Source organism: Paenibacillus vandeheii (assembly GCF_030433635.1).
Taxonomy (GTDB): Bacteria; Bacillota; Bacilli; order Paenibacillales; family Paenibacillaceae; genus Paenibacillus; species Paenibacillus vandeheii.
The window spans coordinates 196,683-215,834 of the sequence record NZ_JAROCD010000001.1 but is presented as its reverse complement, the minus strand read 5'-3'; the positions used below and the strand labels follow the sequence as shown (position 1 = coordinate 215,834).

The 19,152-nt window shown below is 48.3% G+C and carries 16 protein-coding genes and 1 other annotated feature; of the genes, 6 read left to right on the top strand and 10 right to left on the bottom strand.

The genetic code is table 11. The features are described 5' to 3' along the window. Positions 1 to 134: 134 nt before the first annotated feature. Positions 135 to 1,115: an aminoglycoside phosphotransferase family protein gene (locus P5G61_RS00910; protein ID WP_301243466.1), complete on the top strand. Its 981-nt coding sequence runs from the start codon at positions 135 to 137 to the stop codon at positions 1,113 to 1,115. A gap of 141 nt (positions 1,116 to 1,256) precedes the next feature. Here P5G61_RS00910 and P5G61_RS00905 read toward each other — a convergent pair whose 3' ends face one another. The 5 genes from P5G61_RS00905 to P5G61_RS00885 form a co-directional block, all read right to left on the bottom strand. After that, a complete protein-coding gene (locus P5G61_RS00905; protein ID WP_301243465.1) occupies positions 1,257 to 2,297 on the bottom strand; it encodes an NAD(P)/FAD-dependent oxidoreductase in 1,041 nt (346 codons plus the stop codon). Between the two features lie 373 nt (positions 2,298 to 2,670). Beyond that, positions 2,671 to 3,018, bottom strand: coding sequence for a hypothetical protein (locus P5G61_RS00900; protein ID WP_301243464.1), 348 nt, complete (start codon positions 3,016 to 3,018; stop codon positions 2,671 to 2,673). A 194-nt stretch (positions 3,019 to 3,212) separates the two neighbouring features. Further along, positions 3,213 to 3,764 carry a dihydrofolate reductase family protein gene (locus P5G61_RS00895; protein WP_301243463.1) on the bottom strand — a complete coding sequence of 184 codons (552 nt, stop codon included), beginning with the start codon at positions 3,762 to 3,764 and terminating at the stop codon, positions 3,213 to 3,215. Between the two features lie 235 nt (positions 3,765 to 3,999). Further along, positions 4,000 to 4,404, bottom strand: coding sequence for a VOC family protein (locus P5G61_RS00890; RefSeq protein ID WP_301243462.1), 405 nt, complete (start codon positions 4,402 to 4,404; stop codon positions 4,000 to 4,002). 365 nt (positions 4,405 to 4,769) lie between these two features. After that, positions 4,770 to 5,228, bottom strand: a complete 459-nt coding sequence (locus P5G61_RS00885; RefSeq protein WP_301243460.1) for a DUF5662 family protein — start codon at positions 5,226 to 5,228, stop codon at positions 4,770 to 4,772. Between the two features lie 29 nt (positions 5,229 to 5,257). After that, positions 5,258 to 5,507: a binding site (T-box leader), on the bottom strand. Between the two features lie 183 nt (positions 5,508 to 5,690). Between P5G61_RS00885 and P5G61_RS00880 the strand changes: the two genes are divergently transcribed. From P5G61_RS00880 to P5G61_RS00860, 5 genes are all read left to right on the top strand, one after another. Then, positions 5,691 to 6,182: an RNA polymerase sigma factor gene (locus P5G61_RS00880; RefSeq protein WP_301243458.1), complete on the top strand. Its 492-nt coding sequence runs from the start codon at positions 5,691 to 5,693 to the stop codon at positions 6,180 to 6,182. After that, positions 6,179 to 6,877 (top strand): zf-HC2 domain-containing protein, encoded by a 699-nt coding sequence (locus tag P5G61_RS00875; RefSeq protein ID WP_301243456.1) that lies wholly within the window; start codon positions 6,179 to 6,181, stop codon positions 6,875 to 6,877. Before P5G61_RS00880 ends, P5G61_RS00875 begins: the two co-directional genes overlap by 4 nt. 220 nt (positions 6,878 to 7,097) lie before the next feature. Further along, entirely contained in the window at positions 7,098 to 7,460 is a 363-nt protein-coding gene (locus P5G61_RS00870; protein ID WP_301243454.1) for a winged helix-turn-helix transcriptional regulator, read from the top strand. A 45-nt stretch (positions 7,461 to 7,505) separates the two neighbouring features. Next, positions 7,506 to 8,225: an SDR family NAD(P)-dependent oxidoreductase gene (locus P5G61_RS00865; protein WP_301243452.1), complete on the top strand. Its 720-nt coding sequence runs from the start codon at positions 7,506 to 7,508 to the stop codon at positions 8,223 to 8,225. A 296-nt stretch (positions 8,226 to 8,521) separates the two neighbouring features. Then, positions 8,522 to 9,385, top strand: coding sequence for a type II CAAX endopeptidase family protein (locus tag P5G61_RS00860; protein WP_301243450.1), 864 nt, complete (start codon positions 8,522 to 8,524; stop codon positions 9,383 to 9,385). Between the two features lie 380 nt (positions 9,386 to 9,765). Here the strand turns inward: P5G61_RS00860 and nagZ are convergent, their stop codons facing one another. The 5 genes from nagZ to P5G61_RS00835 all read right to left on the bottom strand — a co-directional run bounded on the left by nagZ (position 9,766) and on the right by P5G61_RS00835 (position 19,142). Next, a complete protein-coding gene (nagZ, locus tag P5G61_RS00855) occupies positions 9,766 to 13,245 on the bottom strand; it encodes a beta-N-acetylhexosaminidase (RefSeq protein ID WP_301243448.1) in 3,480 nt (1,159 codons plus the stop codon). Between the two features lie 10 nt (positions 13,246 to 13,255). Further along, the gene (locus P5G61_RS00850; RefSeq protein WP_301243446.1) at positions 13,256 to 14,419 is read right to left on the bottom strand and encodes an N-acetylglucosamine-6-phosphate deacetylase; all 1,164 of its coding nucleotides are present in this window, start codon (positions 14,417 to 14,419) and stop codon (positions 13,256 to 13,258) included. Further along, positions 14,416 to 15,198 (bottom strand): glucosamine-6-phosphate deaminase, encoded by a 783-nt coding sequence (locus P5G61_RS00845; RefSeq protein ID WP_301243444.1) that lies wholly within the window; start codon positions 15,196 to 15,198, stop codon positions 14,416 to 14,418. Before P5G61_RS00845 ends, P5G61_RS00850 begins: the two co-directional genes overlap by 4 nt. A gap of 39 nt (positions 15,199 to 15,237) precedes the next feature. Next, on the bottom strand, positions 15,238 to 17,514 hold the full coding sequence (locus tag P5G61_RS00840; protein ID WP_301243442.1) for an Ig-like domain-containing protein: 2,277 nt from the start codon (positions 17,512 to 17,514) through the stop codon (positions 15,238 to 15,240). A 68-nt stretch (positions 17,515 to 17,582) separates the two neighbouring features. Further along, complete coding sequence (locus P5G61_RS00835; protein ID WP_301243440.1) at positions 17,583 to 19,142, bottom strand: extracellular solute-binding protein; 1,560 nt, start codon at positions 19,140 to 19,142, stop codon at positions 17,583 to 17,585. Between the last annotated feature and the right edge of the window lie 10 nt (positions 19,143 to 19,152).

The window sequence follows — 19,152 nt, the reverse complement described above, 5'->3', positions numbered from 1 at the left end:
ACCGTTTTCGTAAAATATATAGACCTCAAGCAACAGCTTAACAGACAGAAAAGAAACAGTCTATATTTTTTTTGGGAATTTCTATATATTTATGTTGCTGGCCGGCAATTACAAATGAAATGGAGCGCTAATCGATGAAATTTGACAGTCATCTTACTCCTGAAGAATTACAGGAGTATGTGCAAAACGTATTTGGTGCCGGTTATCTCGTGGCTGAAAGTGTAAGAACTTATGGTGGCGCGCAAAAAGTAATTTACAAGGTTGTCTGCAAGAATGGTTTTACTTGTATGCTGTATGTTTGGGATATCTCCCGCAACTATTTCCAGGAGGAGATCTTGAATGAGCCCACATTCCAAAGTTCCTACGGCAGCGGACTTTTCTCTCTGAATAACCGCTATCTCAGACAACATGGAATTCAAACGCCGGCCTTATATGATCTAAATAATGATAGAAACAGACACTCTTATGACTTTGCTCTTGTCGAATATATAGAGGGACAGAAAGCCGAAGCCTATTTCCAATATGAAGATCCCAAAGCCCGGAATGAGTTGTTTCATCGGATTGGGGGTATGTTGTCTAACATGCACGCAATCCAAAGGAATTATTATGGAAATGCGGTTTATGACGAAAATAACAATGAGCCATGCTTTAAAGCTCAGCGGATGAATGCAGAAATGGCCTTATCGTATGCATCCGAGCACATGGTAAATATAAGGGGAAATTACGGCAGCCTGCTTGATAAGCTATGTGAGCTAGAAGCTGAAATTAAACCCAGAAATCGATATAGTTTCATACATGGGGAACTTGGTCCTGATCATATATTAATAGATAAACATATGCAGCCGCACCTTATTGATATAGAGGGTGCAGGGTTCTTCGATCTCGAACACGAACATAGCTTCTTAGAGTTTCGATTCGGAGAATATTATCGTTACTTCCAAAATAATAACCTCGACCCTAAGCGAATGACATTTTATCGGTTTTGCCATCATTTATCATTAATATCAGGGGGATTGAAACTGCTTCATAGACAATTTCCCGATCAGCAATTTGCTAAGAGTCTCGCGGAGTATCATTCCAGATGTGCAATACAGATGGTTTCCAGAGAAATTTAAAAGCTGGAGTGAATGGATTTCTTACAGTGAGAATTCTATTGCTATTGAGGAAGAGTAAAAGACTTAAGTAGATATACAGTATGTAACATGGAGTACATCGCTCATGAAGGGATGTACTCTTTTGCATTTTTTTGAGTGTTCCTAAAATCGGGAGAGACGACATGGGGCTAATTCACTTCTCGATTCCCGATCGATGATTTCACTTGCAGCCAGACGTGCAATTAGCGGCGCCAGCGTAATCGCAGAATGCATCACCGACAGATAAAGTCCCTTTATGTGATCTTGGAAGCCCACAATCGGATAGCCGTCTTCAGGCATGGGTCTCATCCCGACCTTTATGCTTTCCAGTTCCAGTTGATTCCCGTCCTTCAGACTGCGACGCAACGTGTCGAACGCTCGCTTACCAACAGCCTCTGGTCCGTTTTCCTCCGACTCGTCGATATAATCCTCCGCAGCCAGCAGCGTATAATCTGTAAGTTGACGCGCTTCAAATTGTGCATTTGAGATTAGTGTGTGTATCTGTTTATTCGCAGTTTTCATCCGAATCAGAATGGAAGGCGAAGATGTTACCGGCACGAGACAACCTAATGGGTTGCAAAGTTCGGGTATGCCTGTACCTGCGGCTAGTACCACGACATCCGCCTCCCGAAGACCCTTGGTCGTATGGACGCCAACCAGGCGGGAATCTTCTTGCTGCAGTTGTGTAACTTGGGTATCAAACTGAACCTTAGCCCCGTACTCCCGCGCTTTGCTGAGCAACAGCTCCGTTACCACTATAGGGTCCACCGCACCTTCTTCGCTCACAAACATCGCTTCATCCGGATATTCCTTCAGATTCGGCTCCAATGCCTCAAGCTGCTCCCGGTTTAATTTTTGTAAATGGCACTGCTCCCTTAGGGGCGGAGTGTCCCAAGTCAGCGCTCCATGCCAATCAATTTTCAATTCGGACAACTCTTGCTGAAGCGCATGATATTCTTCCAAAGCTGCATCGTACAAATGCCAGTATTCGGGAGCCACTCTATGAGTCGTATGTATCCAGGCAAAAGATTTTTCTGTGACTTCACGCGCCGCGGCGGGGTGGCGTTCAATAACGGTTACATCTTGATTTCGTTTGGCCAGATGATAGGCTATCGACGCCCCGACAATCCCTGCACCAATAATCACGATTTTTTGTTTATTCAATATTACTCCCCCTTTATCACCCTTATTGTAGCATAAGCGCTATGATTCTCAGGCGTTATAACATATGAGAGAAGATGGAGCGTTTCGATTAGTTATGAGGTGAACCCGGTGGCTACCGAGGATGCTTTCCATTCGTCATATACAAAGGAGAAGTACAGCATCTCGTTGATCTGTCGAAGCATATTATCTTTGGGCACAATGAGGTATCATATCGTGCCGTGTAAGGGCTGAACGCAAATGAGATTTGAGGCTGGAACAAGGGGCTTCACGCCTTTCGCTATACTAATTATGCAGCAAAAAAGGCATTGTCCCCTCAATGAGTTTGAGGAACAACACCTTTTTTATGTGTCAGACTTTTTCAGTGGCCTCATCTTTAGCTGGTTATTTTCTCCCAAAAAGGGGCCAAATTGACCGATATAACCTCAATGACTTCTTCAAACATCGTTTCTACTGAGCGATCTTGAGGGTTCCGGCTCAACTGCAAAGCCGATCCGAATATGCTCCAACTGATAACGAGTGCCATAGCTTCCAATTTTTCTTGCGAAATGCCCTGTGTGTCCACTTCATTTATCCGCTTAAGCAGGAGTCGATGAAGATCCTGATGCATGGTATTTTCAAACATCGCTTCAAACTGCTTGTCTCCTGGCGTACTACATTGTTGAAAACACAAAAGAAAATCGAATATGGTTTGAATAAGGATTCGCAAATTGTCCGCATTCATCTTGTTTTTTCCGGCAGTCTATCCCTTATAGTCATTTGGAACTTTTCCGTCATCCAATATTCAAGAAAGTCATATTTATCCTGAAAATGTGCATAAAACGTTGTTCGATTTATGGTTGCTTGATTCATGATATCGTGCACAGAAATGGACCAACCATTCCGACCTGGCTGAAGCCACTGCGGTAATCCTGACAGTTATTTTCTATCCAGATGGTAGATTACTTGCACAACACCGGAATTAAACGTTCTTGTATCAACCGTTTTCAAATTTATTCTCTGTTTCACATCCATAAATAACGGTTTCCCTTCTCCCAAGATAACAGGGTGAATGGATAATCTGAATTCATCAACTAGCCCTAAGCTAATAAAAGTAGTAATAAGATTTGCTCCACCATATAACCAAATATCTTTACCCGGCTTATTCTTTAATTTAATTACTTCTTCAGTAATATTGTCATTAATGTAGATCGCTTTATTATCAGTCTCTTTTTTAGTCTTGGAAAACACATATTTCTCTTTAGTATGGACCTTATCCCAAAACTCTTTCTCATCAGTATGTTCACTATCCGGTATAAATTCTCCCCATAAATCATAGCTTTTTCTTCCGTATAAAATAGTATCAATTTGATTCAGAAACGTATTAAACTCCATATCAGGATCCATGATGCACCAATCAATTTCCCCATTCTTCCCTTCAATATAGCCATCTAAAGTAACTGCTAAGTCTAAAATTATTCTTCGGTTCATAACTTACATCTCCTTTCATTAAGATACCCTCATTTTAAATCTAAATTACGACAAATCATGTCATAGTTAAGAAGGAAGGTTTCTTTTCAACTAATCAGCCGATTAGTTTAGTGAATAAAAGGAGCCTATCCACCCTCTAAATAGATAACTTTTCTACGTACCGCGCTATCAGGGCGAGAATCTTAATTTCACACTGGGTGAGGCTACAACTAGAGGCAAGCTGTTTTCCCAAGAGTCAACCCCTACCGCTGAACCGTTTGATCGCTTCCTCGGTCACGGGCTGGAAGAGGTTAATGAGATTTCCATCGGGATCACGGAACAACACAGCACGGTTCCCCCACGGCATCGTGGACGGTTCCTTTACCCACTCGTCGACAAACGGCTTCAAGCGCTCGTATTCGGCATCGACATCGTGGACGCGGAACTCGAGGATGACAGTGCGATTGTCGGCCGCCACTGCGGAACCAATGCCGAAGAGTGGCACCGTTTGGGAGTGACCGATCGCCAGGGTGCACGATGGCACAACGAGTTCGGCAAAGACAGGCGCAGGACGTTCCGCCGAAACACCCAAGACTTTCTCATAGAACTCGACAAGACGATCCACGTCGTCGGTAATGATACGTACAGAAGCAAAATTCATAAAATACCATCCTTCCTATAATAAATGATACAATACAATACCATATCATTTTTTGGGCCAGAAAAGCTCTCACCCTATATGTTTACTTAATCCATAATAAAATAACGCTCCTGACAACAGTATGTCAGGAGCGTTATTTTATTATTCGGTTTTTTTCTGCTAATGTTGACTCCCGTCCCTTGACGTATGAACCTGTATTTCGATGCGAGCCCCACTTCATCCACCTGCAGACCGTTCTCTTTCAGAGGTTAGGCCATTGATCGCCATTCCGCACTTTATAAATGGAGCCATAACGATGAAGTTTCCCATGCGTCTGCCCCATTTGTTGGGCGAGTTCCATCGCCGCGCTATCGTTTCCCGTTAGCTTAACGGGCCTTTGTGCTTTGGTTGGACGTCAGAAGGTCAAGCTCTCTTTTCGTTTCAGGATGAACCACTATGCTATCCGTTAGGTTTAGAGTAGTATCTTTTACTCTTTTCCCCCATTTTCTTGAAAAGGAGCGCCAATCACATACCATTTCGATGACATACTTCTTAGGCATGGGTAATGCCTCTTTTGTATTGGGGTTAATAACCCAGTACTCCCAATGGTGCTTATTTTTATGCTGGTGATGAAGCCATGCGTATTTCCATTTCAACTCGTCTTCTAAGGTTAACGGTATTCCAGAGTAAAACTTTTTAGCGTATGGAAAGAATTCAGCCGGTAAAAATTTCGACCAATCATGAATAATCCCCTGAATATAGAGGCCTTCTTTCCAACATTCAATCAGTACATTCAGTTTATGATTAAGGATATACAAAAAATAATTCCAGCAAGCTTTTAGCATTGAATAAAACCTCCTCTCAAGAACAATGTCTTGGGGACGAGATTCGTCGTGGTGCCACCCCAGTTTACTAATCTGTCATCAGTATCGAGTACGGCATGACATTCATGCTTATACTCTAGCTCTGTAACAGGAGCTCCTGTCACACCACCCCCTTAACAGGCTCTGGTTCCGATGTGATGCTCAGAGATTTGATTCAATAAGGTTCCACTTACTCCTTTTCAACTACCGGAGCTCTCTGTAAACATACACCTTACCTACTCTTCTCATCATTGCATTTGTTTAATTTCACCAACCTGGTATTGAGTTTGTAAAGACAGCCGACTAATTAGCCGGCTGTCTACTTGAGTTATCGTTCAGAGTTCTATTGGGGACTCACGGCAAACTTATGCTTCTTATGCCTCTCTAATTTGTTTGTAACGAAATCCCCTTGAACGGGTCTTATATACGTAAGGTGGTGAACAAGTGGCCGATGTGGAACAAATCTACGAACAATATTTTCAGGAGGTATATTTATTTGCGTTGTCTTTAAGCAGAAATCAGCAGATTGCGGAAGAAATCACTCAAGAAACGTTTGTAAAAGCCTTGAAGAATATCGACCAGTTCAAAGGTAACTGTAAAATCAGCGTTTGGCTATGTCAAATCGCCAAAAATACTTATTTCACATACATGGACAAACAAAAACGTTTCGAACCGGGACCACCGCCTGACACCAGACCTGGCACCAACCTCACGATGGAACAACAGTTGATCGACAAAACCGAAGCTTTGTGCATCCATAAGCTATTGCACGACCTTAAGGAGCCATACAAGGAAGTGTTTACGCTGCGGGTGTTTGGCGAGCTGTCTTTTGACCACATCAGCCAGATCTTCGGAAGAACGGAAAGCTGGGCCAGAGTGACCTTTCACCGTGCAAGGAACATCATTCAAGACTTATTACTGGAGGAAAAGCCATGAACAAACTATCCTGCGAGGTCGTTCGGGATTTGCTGCCGCTGTATTACGATGAGGTATGCAGTGCTAACACCAAAGAAGCCGTTGAAGCTCACCTGGGTACCTGTGAAATGTGTAAAGCAGCCTTGCACAAGCTCCAACTGAGCAGCAGCCTGCCTTTTGAGCTGATAGCGAAAAATAAATTGGAGAGCACGGGTCTGGCCAACTTCAAGGCGTATTGGCGGCGCTCAAAAAAAGTCTCGTTTGTAAAAGGCCTGCTGCTCGCGACAGCCGTGATCGGAGCCTTATATCTCGGCTATGTCGGATTATTCCAATGGAATATTAACGAGGTTCCGGCCAGTGTCATTGAAGTCACGCAAGTTAGCCGGCTCCGAGACGGCAGAATCGCGTATCATGTGAAGATGAACGACGGTTATCGGGTGAATCAGGTGAATTACACCTTGGAGGATGACGGGAATTTCTATATGACACCGGTCCGGCCTGTGATCCAATCCAAAAAATTCGCTGAGATCAGTCTTGGCAATATCTACAACTTCGTGGATCTCGGTCAATTAAATGCCAACCGAAAGGACCCTAAGATCACCATTAAGGCCATTTATTACGGGCCCAGGGACAATCCTACGCTACTCTGGAAAGAAGGCATGGAGCTGCCATCTGCAAGCGATGTGGTTGAAGCACAATATGCGAATTGGGATTAGAAGCATGTCCTACCCGGGGAGGAAGCGTCGGGTCCCTGCCCCCGAATAACAGCAAACGCGATCCAGGTCATTTTCTGTTCAAACCGACAGGTAAAAGAAAATACACACTCGAAAGTAAGGTAGTTACTTCAAAGTGTGTATGGACTTCATCAGCCATGTTGTGAGAAAATGAATATTTATACCACATCAACACGAGGTAACCTGAACGAGGGGATATATCATGAAACAATATAACCTGGGAATCGAAGCGACACTCGAAATTATTGGCGGCAAATGGAAAGCGCTAATTATATGTTTATTAATGTCCGGCGTGAAAAGGACAGGCGAATTACAGCGCAGTATAGACGGTATCTCGCAAAAGGTCCTGATCCAGCAATTACGCGAGCTTGAGAGGGATGGTCTTGTCAGAAGACATGTGTACCAACAGATGCCCGCTAAAGTCGAATACAGCCTTACGGAGTATGGAGTTACCGCCAATAAGATTGTGGATGTAATGTGTACATGGGGGCGCGAAAATATAGCATTAAGGCAACAACAAGGAGAAGAAATTATACTGCTGGAAAATAAAGAGCCTGCTTTTTGAGCGGGTACCCATAGACTGACACTTTAAAAAGAAGGAGCATTTTAATTGAAAAACTATCTTGTATTTGGTGCTAGCAAAGGATTAGGAGATGCATTTGTGAGGGGTGTGCCCGAGCAAGGCGATAAAGTCTGGGTCGTGTCTCGCACGAAACCTGATAACTTGAAACTAGACGATGGGGTAGAACGCATATGGATACAGGCAGATCTGTCTGAGCTCCATGCATCCGAACAGATCTGCGATGCGCTTCAGAACGAGACTTTGGATGTTCTCATTTACAATGTGGGCATTTGGGAAAAAGAGGGTTTCGAGGACCATTATACGTTCGATAAGGACACCCCCGCCGACATCAGTAATTTGATTCATGTGAATGTAACATCTGCTATTGTAAGCATTCAGGCATTATTGCCCCACCTTAGGAAATCAACAGCAGGCAAAATCATTCTTATTGGCTCGACTGCAGGTCTAAGCAATGCAAACAGTAGCCAGGTTTCTTTTGTAGCCTCCAAATTTGCCATTCGTGGGGTTACAGAAGCCTTGAGAGAACATACAAGAGAAGACCGAATCGCGGTTACGTGTATCAACCCAGGTGAACTCGCAGCCGAGGTACCATATAAAGATGGCATTGACCGCGCTCTTTCCGAATATAATAGTACACGCATCCCTCTTCAGGATATGGTTTCTATCGTAAAATGTATCGTCAGCCTGTCCAATGCAGCCTGTGTAAAAGAGATCAATATTCCGGCAATCACGGATATAAACGCATAATCGAATCGAATTGCCAGCGCGATTATAAAAAATATGGCAGCCAGAGAAAAATAAGCACACAAAGAGCGCGTTTGAAACGTGCTCTTTGTGCTGGCAACAAGGTGTTGTGCGAATTTATACTGTTTAGGGATTGCCTCGGTTCACCTCATTTTTCAAACCTCGTTGCTATACTTTAGTCCTGTCCCTACTGGGCTAGAGTCTTGATCAAAAACTGGGCTGGAGTTTGTTCTGATCAGTATAGATCCACTGTTATACTGCAAAGCGATATACATATTTTGATTAAAGGAGCTATCCCAATGCGAACAAATTTTAGCACCATGCCCAGCACGAATTCAGACGAGGAAAAGGTCCTTATTCAAAAGGCCAGACGAGGGTTGTATATATACTTTGCCATGCTCATCCCGCTCTCCATCCTCAGTTATGTACTGATCACGAAAGCACCGATTTTTGGCCTGCTGCTTATGTGGACACCGGGCTTGTCCTCCATCTTCGCACGTATCGTGCTGCGTGAAGGCATCTCAGACATTTCCCTGCGGATTGGAGGGAAGCAAACACTGAAGTCGTTCCCCTTCATTCTGCTTTTTCCAGTCGTCATTGGTTTGTTTACTTATGGAATTGCCTGGATTACGGGACTGGTCCAGTACGTCACACCGGATTCATTCATTCAAGGCCCATCTGGCGTTATCCTTGCAGGAACGATACTTTTTCAGATGTTTGCGGGTACTGCAATTGGTGTGATCAGCAGTTCAGGAGAAGAGCTCGGCTGGAGGGGCTACATGCTCACTCGACTAATTAATGCCCGTGTACCTAGACCCGTGCTGACGAGCGGAATTATTTGGGGTGTATGGCATCTTCCTGTAATGCTTTTAGGATTTTATTATTCCGGTCCATATCCAGCCTTATCGGTTGTCCTATTTATGGTTTCAGTGACCTCTTTCAGTTATTTGATCAGCCGATTGCGCTTAACAACGGGCAGCATATGGCCTGCGATTCTCCTTCATGCATGTTGGAATGCCGTGATTCAGGATGCCTTCGATATATCTTCCAGTGGCAAGAACGTTCTGCTATGGACTGGAGAATCGGGAATATTAGTGGCTTTCGCCTTGCTCATTGCAGCATGGGTGATGTCGAGAAAGCCACTTGTCATGAGACAGCTTTAAACAAATGCTATTGCTATAGGTAAGGATGTATAAAACTTTTTTTAGAAGACGATGTTGTTGTATTTCAGTCTAGTTAGCCACTGGGTATAACCCAATGGCCCAATAACGTCTTTGAAACAGACGTGGTTGACGGAATTCAGAGCTAAGATGAAAACGGTTGCCTTGGGAAGAAAACCAAAGTCTAAAGATTGACCAAAAGCCCGAACAGTAGCGGGCTTTTGGGATTCCCCTCTTGGACCCTGTGATTTCAGGCTAGATCAGCACAAGTGCATATGAGCTTTTGTGCTTTTGTGCTTTTGTGCTTTTGTGCTTTTGTGCTTTTGTGCTTTTTGGATATATATATGTTTCATTGCCCTGTTGAGCAGCTCATTACTGACATGTCAAGTTGGGTCTGTCATACATTCCACCAGTGCCTGCAGTGAATAATCGGAGGTTGAGCACAGCAATATGCTTCCAGCTGCTTGCGGCAGTACGGCGTCATCATAGGGATTGCGCAGCACCAGATTCAGCAGTGGTTTAACCGCAGCCAAGCCCTCGGACAGTGCCAGCTGACCCGTGAACAGATGAGCATTAAGAGTGCCCTGGATAACGACATCCGCATCAGCAGCTTGCTGTACCAGGAATTCTATCTCCTCCGCATCAGGCTTCATCGCACAGTAGCGCGTCTCCACAGCCATGCCTTTCGCCTTTAACAAGGAGGCCATCCCAATCTCGGCAGACCCACTATTATCGGCTCGGGTCAGCTGCTCCTGCTGCGGCAAAATCAGCAAATATTTCAGTGAATCCTTGAGTGGAAGCAAGCTGTCCGGGTCCCGGCTAACTTTTACAGTCATACGGGCCAGTTTCAGTGCCTCATCCGCCCACTGCTGTCTGGCAATCGGCTGTGCAGCCGCCTGGTACTGCTGGAATTGGGCATAAAGCTGCCGGATACGAAGAACCGACTCGTCGATTTGCGCCTCGTTGATGCGCCCATCCCGTACAGCGGCCAGAATACCTGCGATCACCTGACTCTGAAACTCTGGCGTATGGCACATCAGGATCATATCGTTCCCTGCCTGAACGGCCAGCACACCCACGTCTTCCGGGCCGAATTTTTTGCGAATTGCCCCCATTTCGATATCATCAGTGCAGATCACCCCTGCAAAGCCCAACTTCTTCCGCAGCAGTTCCGTGGCAAAGAAAGGACTTAGGGAGGCTGGAAGTCCACCGGATTCCGGAATGTTAGGAAACACCAGATGCCCCATCATAATTGAATCCGCCCCGGCTTCAATGGCTTCAACAAAGGGAAGTAGCGGCCCCTCCATTAACTGCTCAAGCGAGAGTTCACATTCAGGCAGAACGATATGCGAGTCTCCGCTCACTTGCCCGTGGCCGGGAAAATGCTTTGCCGTCACCGCCACACCCGCTTCATGCATTCCCTGTATAAAGGCTCGGCCGAACCGGGCTACCAGCTGCGGGTCCTCTCCGAAGGAGCGAACACCCACAACCGGATTATCTATATTCGTGTTCACATCCAGCACCGGTGCCCAGTTCATGGGAATGCCCAGGGAGTACAGCTCACTGCCGATGAGTTTACCAAGCAACCGGGCGGCTTCCGGGTCTTCACTTAACCCAACTGCCCGGTTGCCAGGGATATAGGGGAAAAAGGACTTAAACTTGGACAAAGTGCCGCCCTCTTCATCTACCGAAACATAATAAGGCAAAAGGCTGCCGTTATCTTGGGCTATGTTCTTTACTTCTGCAAGCAGTGCATATGTCTGCTGCTCACTCTCAATATTATGGGGAAAGATGCCGATGCCCCCGAATCGGTGCTCTGCCATTCTGCCACGAAAATCCGGCTCGGCCCGAGTCGATGGAGTGCCTACTACGCACATCATGGCTATTTTGTCTTCCAGGCTCATTGCCGTTAGATCAGATTGCGGATGAATTGCGTTCAGACCCAGTTCATGGTAGAGCGTGCGCTCCAGATAATCATGCAGATAGAACCTGGATTTCACAAAATGCTCCGCCATTTCAGAGGGCTGGTAACGCTCCAGCGCAGCCTTCATCCGAGGGAGGACACCATCACGTTTGCGACGGTTTCTCGTATAATTGTTATGGAGTGAGCGCCACTCCGCATCGTCGCCGGGATAGAGCTCCCAGCGGTAGGCATATTTGTGAATGGCCCGCGAACGATCTGTTGCCACCTCAAAATCATGCATGATCGCAATCAGTTCCGCTTCTTCCTTATGCTCACGCACTTCGTCCATCAGCTTCCAGATCACATCATAATAATCCTCTACCCTGTAATTGCCAAGAAGGTTGTGTCCGGTAACAGGTTCAATGCCATGAAATCGTTCCAAAAACTTGTCAATGAAGGTTGAGGCATCTGCCTTGCGGTTCCAGGCCAAATCCGCATGCAGCAGCATCGGGTACCAGGTGGTTTCGAAAATACCATACGGAACACCGAGGCTGAAAGGCCCCGTCCAGTTGGTCGCAACCACGCAGCTTAAATCCAGCTTGTCGGCCGTCTCTGCCCACTGAAGCAAGTTGTCTGTCCGGTTCAGCAGTACCGGATAATTCTGATGCTCAGCCCAGTCAAAGCTACGGACGGCAGGCGCTCCCATAACCTCGATACCGAGCGACCTGAATTTATCCGCATGCGAAGTAACCTCTGCTTCGATATTGCGCCCGTTGTAGATCCAGATCATGGCGATACTTCGCTGATCCAGCTTAGCCAGTTCCTCTGGCGGACATTTGTCCAGCATGTCATGCCAGAAAATCGGCTGTTTCCCCCGTTCTGACGTAAATGCAATCAGACGGTTCAAAAAGGCGATAAAAGCTCGTTCCCGCACGCATCCATACTCGATTTTGCAGCGTTCACATTCGCATAGGCTGTAGACCTCGTCACACCCGAGGTGGATATAACGCGAATCCGGGTGGGCGTCAATCATCTCCTCAAGTAAGGTGGTTATCAAACTAAAGGTTTCCGGATGCGATGGGCAGATCTCTCCGATGGACTGCTCTGTCTCGCGAAGATGCCGCCAACCTTCGTGGCGCAATACATATTCCAGATGTCCAAAGCTCTGCTGGAGCGGAATAATCTCTATAAAATGCTCATGGGCGCTGCGCTTCAATTCTTCCAGCTGTGAAAAACTTAACGCATGCCGCGGATGTGCAAACTCGGGATGTGTCCTGAATGGAAATTTATCCTCGTATTCAATCAAAATCGCGTTTGTCTTATAACGGGCAAATTCCGCCAAATACCCCGTCAGCAGTTCCGGCTTTGAGAACGTCTGGCGCAGGTCCAAGTTCATTGCCCGAACCGCTGTATCCGGCCAGTCGGTTATGGACACTGCCGGGATGTCTCCATCCGATCCGCGCAATTGCACCAATGTCTGCAATCCGTAAAATAGCCCCGCCGCATCCAGCGCGTAGACCTCCGCCCTTCGGGAAGTTACCTCCAGCCGATATCCTTGTGCCCGCCCGGCAAGCCCGGCTGGGTCTGTCTCGTCATTTCCGATGAATGAACTAACATCAGCGATGACCAGGCCCTTCTGTTGTACTCCCATAGCTTCAGGAGATTCATGAACTGATTGGACTCCTTGAGCTTTAGGGGCTTCTTGGGCTTCTTGAGCTACATGGACCTCATCGACTATCTGCTGCATTTCCTTCCCTGGCAGACGTTCGATTACTAACAAATACCCTCTATCTATTCTGGAGCATGTATAATCCATCCCCGGAAATGCCCGGCGGCAATGAATTTCCAATCGGGGATCCTCCTCCTCCATGAAAATGCTTATTTGTTCCTCACCATTCAGTAGCAAGGCACCTCCCTCGTTCACTGCAATCTGTTTCGGTTGCGGTATCAAGCTCTGCATCGCTCTCCCCCTATTCTTGGCTCACTGGACTGATTCGGCCATTCTTCCAGCACTGCAAAACACTCAACTTTCCACCGTCCATCTTGAAGCTAACGATATCCGCTGGGGCTCCGATCGCAAGTCCTGCGGCCTGTTCAAGCCCAAGCAGTCGGGCCGGATGCACCGATCCACAATCCCAGGCATCGGCAAGCCTAGACAGCCCCGATTCCACGAGATAGCCCACCTGATCCGGCAGCATCATCGCCGAGCCAGCCAACAGCTCCGGCTGGCCGGCAAGGTGCAGCCGCCCTTCCGCCGTCAATACTACATCTCCGCCAATATGCAGGTGGTAGGAACCTGGCGGCATACCGCTCAGTGAGACGGCATCACTGACCAGAATGGCACGGTTTCGTTTCATCCGTAGAATCACGGCCAGCACGGACAGCGGAAGATGGTGACCATCCGCTATCATACTTCCATACAGCTCATCGGCCGCCAGCTGTTCCCACAAATAGTTGGGATGACGAGGAAGCATCAGATGCGCGCCGTTGCCAAGATGTGTAGACATCACCGCTCCTGCGGAGACAGCCTCCCTGATCTGCTCTGGCGTTGCTGCTGTATGTCCAATGGAGACCAGAATGCCGGATTCGCTGCACCGGGCGATAAATGAAGCCGCACCAGGCCACTCCGGGGAAAGGGTAATGATACGAATTAACCCATCGGCGGCATCCTGCCAACGGCGAAGCGCCTCCCAATCAGGCGGAACAATATGCTGCTTTGGGTGGGCGCCGCGTGGGCCATTCTCCGGCGAGAGGAATGGGCCTTCCAGATGAATGCCCACAATTCCCTCGGCAGCATCCCGGTTCAGCCGAACGGCTTTTGCAATGACAGAAGCCGCCTCAGCAAGCCGTACGGAACTATTTGTAATCAACGTCGGGCAATAGCTTGTAACACCTTGGCTTTGCAACTTCCGGGTCAGCTGCAATACCGTATCCGTACACAGCGGGGCTGTGTTCAGATCCAGCCCCCAGCCGCCATTCACCTGCAAATCCACCAGTCCTGGCGCCAGCCAGGGCAGGCAGTCTACAGGAGGAGACACTTCAAGCTCAGTAACGGCCGTGATACGTCCATCTCTGACTTTCACCTCAATGGGCATCCCTGTTCTGTAGTGCTTCCCGATTATTGGCACGCTCACAGGCCGTAGGCTTCCCGGTCTGTGAACATCGTGATTCCGGGATGTGTACGCAGGATGGTGGCAGGACATGCCGTGCTAATCGGATCATGTAAAGCTGCCGCAAGCGCACGCCGCTTGGATGCTCCTGGCACAATCGCGAACAGCTCCCTACCAGCCATCAGTGTTGGCACAGTCAGGGTCAACGCCTCCGCAGGCACATCATCGAGTTGGGCAAAGCACCCATCGTTCACCTGCTGACGGCGACAGGCTTCGTCCAGTTTCACCGCTTTGACGACTCTCGGATCTTCAAAATCGGCAACTGGCGGATCATTGAAGGCAATGTGCCCATTTTCTCCGATCCCTAGGCAGACGATATCAATAGGAGCTTCACACAACAGGTCTCCATATCTTTGACACTCCTGCTCCACATCGTGTAGCCCTTCCAATAGCTCCACCCGCCCAGGCTGCACCCGATTGAACAACCGGTCCGTTAAATATCGGCCAAATCGCTGAGGAGCCGTGTCCGCCAGGCCCATATATTCATCCATATGAAAGACACAGACCCTTGACCAGTCGATACCTTCCTCCCGTACCAGTCCCTCATATAATTCGTTTTGTGAAGGAGCAGCAGCGAACACCATGCGTACCTGACGCTCCGAATCCTGAAGCAGCTGTCTTAATCTGGTCCCAACCGCAGCCGCAGCGGCTGCCCCCATCTGATTCCGATCGGCATAAACCTGTACAGACATGTGCTCAACGCTATGAGTCTTAAGCGGTTCCACCAAGTCATTCACATTCATGTGCTTCCTCCTCCTTCAAGCCATTTCTCTCCTGCTTGTTCAATTGCCGGCATTCAGCATAAGCAGCGTTGTATGCGGCGAATCATGACCTACTGCGTAGTAATAGCCGTTGTAACGGATTCTGCGAGGTTCAAAACCAACCTGTCTGCCCGTTCCCACCGCTTCCGAGACAAGCGTCACACTTCCATTCACTCCGGTTGTCCCGCTGGTGTAACGCCCCGCCGCATAAGTAAATCTCCCCTCGACTTTCGCCCCTGGAAGTACCACGCCTGTAGCATAATCTCTGACCTTCAGAGTGACGGATACCCCTGATCCGCTATAGACCAGATTCATATCCGTTACAATCATAGGCTTCATTGTGGTACTACCGGTGGTCGCCGACACTTCATCGGTGAGTGGCCCAATATTGCCGCGTAGATCGCGGGCCGCAATACGGTAGTAATATGTCATATCCGGCAGCAGTCCCTTGTCCTGGTAATTCAGGGCGCGGGCGAGTCCAACGATATCCGCAGCGACAGGCGTGAACCCCTGCACGGCACTCCGATATATCACATAGCGTTCCACTTCCATGTTATCCGAAGCCATTCCATAATTCAGATGTACAGTCTGATAATCAGTGGCCTGAATAGACGGGACCCCTGGAAGGGCTGAAGGGGCTTCCTGGTCATCCGGCGCTGTCCACACTACACCGCCTGGTCCCCAATAAGAAGGAAGTGCCCGGTAGGAGTCATAGTGATGGACAGCAATACCGCCGAAGCTGCTGCTCTGCCCGTAAGCTGTATACACCTTATCCAGCTCTGCTTCCATGTGGATGCGGCCCTCCTCCCAGAAAGTAATGGTCTCCGGGTCGCCGCTATTGGCAATATCCAGCGTTTCCACACCAATGACCACAGAATGCAGCTTGCCAATCTGATCCGCATAGGCCAGTTCTCCAGCAGCCCCGGCAATAATGCCAGCGGAGCCATCCGCCGTATCCCGGTAATCCATAATGGAGATATAGTCGGAGATATCCTGAACATGCTCGGAGAGCCATTTGCTGGAGCCGTTCCACACAATATTTGCCGCCTGGTCCGATGTGTCATACCACTTGGGCACCGCTGGGCCGAATGGAAGACGAATGCCTGCGGTGTCCCGGCGACCAATCATCTTTTGCAGGCCATCCAGGTATTCCTTTTGCAGGAAATGGCTCGGATCTTTAAAGTCGGGAGAGATATACGGCTCAATATCCACATTGATTCCGTCAAATTTCTCCGTATCCCCTGCTGCAAGATTGTAATTGATCACCTGCTCCATTTCCTGCACGGCATGATGGTGATATTTCTCGTAAGCGCCCATATAGGCCGGCGTAGTGCCGCCTGCAATTAACGCATGTACCTGCAAATTTTTGCTGTGCGCCCAACTCACGAAAGAACGTAACTCCACTTCCTGCGCTTCCAGTGCATCGTATCCGGCATAACCACCCACTGCGAGATAAAGCGTCTGGACAGGTGTTTGGCCGAATGTCTGCGTATCAGTAATGAATGACTCCAGCACCTGGCGCGATCCAGGGTTCAGCAGCAGCTTATAACTCTCCGGTTCCCAGATCCACATGGCCCGCTCCTGTAAAGGAAGAGGTACGGCAGTCTCATGCGTCCCGGTTCCAACCTGAGCATACACTGTTGGACTATAACCGTAACGCTCCGGTGCACTGGCCGCTCTGGCCTCCAGACTGACCGTGCGATCGCCAAGTCCCGCCGTGTCCCAGGTGTATACATATGCAAGGCCTTGCTGAACAGCCTCTTCCCATGGCCCGCGGTTCACCCGAACCTCTACCTGTAAGATCGGCAGAGGCGAGCTGGTCTCGACAGAAATCTCCACCTGACCGCTAAGAGACACACCTTCAGATGGCCCCATAATAGTTACTTCGGGAACAGCACCTGCCGGGTTATTAACGGTAAGGGTGGCAGGCACGCCCCATACCCCGTAACGGGTGGACGTATCCAGTCCACGGACCACCAGTTCCACAGTCCCGTTATAGGCTGAGGTATCCAGGATGTAAGACCAGGTGCCGCTGTCATCTCCATCCGGATCATTTAAGACCACTTCGAATTGAGCCGTTCCGTCCACATACAGCCGAATGTCATACAGGTCGGTATAACTACCCCCAATTTCCACCAGCCCTCCATCCGATACATAACCACCCGCAGGCGCATCTATTGAAATTGAACCCGCCGCTGATGCCTTGCCAGGGACAGCTATTCCAATCGTCACCATACAGATCAACAGAAACAATCCCAGTTTGAATCCGGAGTACACACGCAGATGCTGCTTTTTCATAAGCGAAGCCTCCTTTTGCCATTCTGTAATGGTCTAGGATTCCCGTGCCGTACCTTACGTACATTCGCTCATTTCGCGCTCAGCTGAACATTCTGAACACGATCATACGCTTCCTTATAAGTGTTCAGCAGCTTATCTACCCCGAGATTGTTGATCTCCTCCACATATTTCTCCCAATCCGCCAGACTCCGGGAACCCGTAACAAATTTGGCAAAGCTCTCGTCCCGGTGCTTCTTGATCGCCTGACCGGTAATGGATATGACTTCATTTTCCACTTCTGTAAAGGCAGGTTTTGGCTGCATTGCGGGAGGATCATATTTGACCGCTTCTTCATAGGCATGCTTCAGATCGTCCGAGAACAGCGACAAATGCGCGTTGAAATCAATCCATGTATAGGTCCCGCTGGTCTGAAGCCCTGTCTGCTTGCGCATCTCAATGACATCGTTATACTCCGGCTTGAACTTGATCGTATCGCCTTCTTTTATAAAGGTCTCACCCTCTACACCCCAGCTGCTGAGCGTACGCCCTTCCTCGGAATAGAAAAAGTCCATATACTTCATCACATCATCAATATTCTTGGAGGTGGAAGCCACCGTCAGTCCGCCTTCCATATAATGAAAATACGGATTCAGCTGTTTGCCGCCTGAAATACCTGCCGGAGGGGCCATAAACTGCATGTTGAACTCTGGATTCTCCTGCTGCATAGCATTATTGAAAAAATCAATCCGGCTGATATAATCAATGGTCACGAACGATTTGCCAGTAGAGACCATGTCCTGCCACTGCTTGGTTTGCAGGGATAAGAAATCGGGTGGAACCAACCCTTCATCGTAAAAACTTTTCCACATCCCCACCATGCTCTTGTAGTTATCTTCCGTCGGTCCATAACGCCATTCCTTTTGGTCAAAATCATAGTAGGCACCCTCACCGGTTTCGTAGTTCACCGTCATATTCGCATTCATCTCATCCGGAATCTGTCCGTAGCGGATCGAGAGCGGGTAACTGTCCGGGTATTTCTCCTTCAGCGTCTTCAGAGCCGCATGTAATTCTTCATAGTTTGTTGGAGTCTGAATGCCTTCCTTGTCAAAAACATCCTTACGGTACATCCAGATCATACGATTCGTCTCGCCGAAGCCCTGGTTGGGGAACATATACATTTTGCCGTCAGCGGACAGGGCAGCCTTCGCCTCCTCAGGATATTCCTTCATCCATGCCTTCAGATTCGGCATACTATCCATATGCTCCATCAAATCCACCAGCGCGCCCTGCTGACCGAACTTATTCGAATCCTTGCGATTGGGCATATACATCAGATCAGGCAGCGTTTTGGAGGCAATCGCCAGGTTCAGGCTCTCATCCAGCTTGCCCGAAGGTGTCTGCACTTCCAGCGTGACGCCAGTCTTTTCTTTTAACCAGCTCCAGATGGGCCAGCTCTTGGAATAAGGGAACGTGGCATTATTGTCCAGCAGCGCCGTAAAGGTTTTCCCTGCCCCGGCGGAGTTATCGCTTCCCCCGGTAGGGTTCCCCTTGGTATTCGTTTGCGGGTCGGCACCATTGCCGCCACTGCACCCTGCCACCATCGTTACTGCGATCAGCAGGGGAAGTATTACCGATTTCCATTTGCCCATAAGCTTCTCT

Bases quoted from the DNA above. Each gene is read 5' to 3' on its own strand.
- P5G61_RS00845 (WP_301243444.1), bottom strand. From the start codon at position 15,198: ATGAATGTGAATGACTTGGTGGAACCGCTTAAGACTCATAGCGTTGAG.
- P5G61_RS00875 (WP_301243456.1), top strand. From the start codon at position 6,179: ATGAACAAACTATCCTGCGAGGTCGTTCGGGATTTGCTGCCGCTGTAT.
- nagZ (WP_301243448.1), bottom strand. From the start codon at position 13,245: ATGCAGAGCTTGATACCGCAACCGAAACAGATTGCAGTGAACGAGGGA.
- P5G61_RS00895 (WP_301243463.1), bottom strand. From the start codon at position 3,764: ATGAACCGAAGAATAATTTTAGACTTAGCAGTTACTTTAGATGGCTAT.
- P5G61_RS00900 (WP_301243464.1), bottom strand. From the start codon at position 3,018: ATGAATGCGGACAATTTGCGAATCCTTATTCAAACCATATTCGATTTT.
- P5G61_RS00890 (WP_301243462.1), bottom strand. From the start codon at position 4,404: ATGAATTTTGCTTCTGTACGTATCATTACCGACGACGTGGATCGTCTT.
- P5G61_RS00835 (WP_301243440.1), bottom strand. From the start codon at position 19,142: ATGGGCAAATGGAAATCGGTAATACTTCCCCTGCTGATCGCAGTAACG.
- P5G61_RS00860 (WP_301243450.1), top strand. From the start codon at position 8,522: ATGCGAACAAATTTTAGCACCATGCCCAGCACGAATTCAGACGAGGAA.
- P5G61_RS00910 (WP_301243466.1), top strand. From the start codon at position 135: ATGAAATTTGACAGTCATCTTACTCCTGAAGAATTACAGGAGTATGTG.
- P5G61_RS00885 (WP_301243460.1), bottom strand. From the start codon at position 5,228: ATGCTAAAAGCTTGCTGGAATTATTTTTTGTATATCCTTAATCATAAA.
- P5G61_RS00870 (WP_301243454.1), top strand. From the start codon at position 7,098: ATGAAACAATATAACCTGGGAATCGAAGCGACACTCGAAATTATTGGC.
- P5G61_RS00840 (WP_301243442.1), bottom strand. From the start codon at position 17,514: ATGAAAAAGCAGCATCTGCGTGTGTACTCCGGATTCAAACTGGGATTG.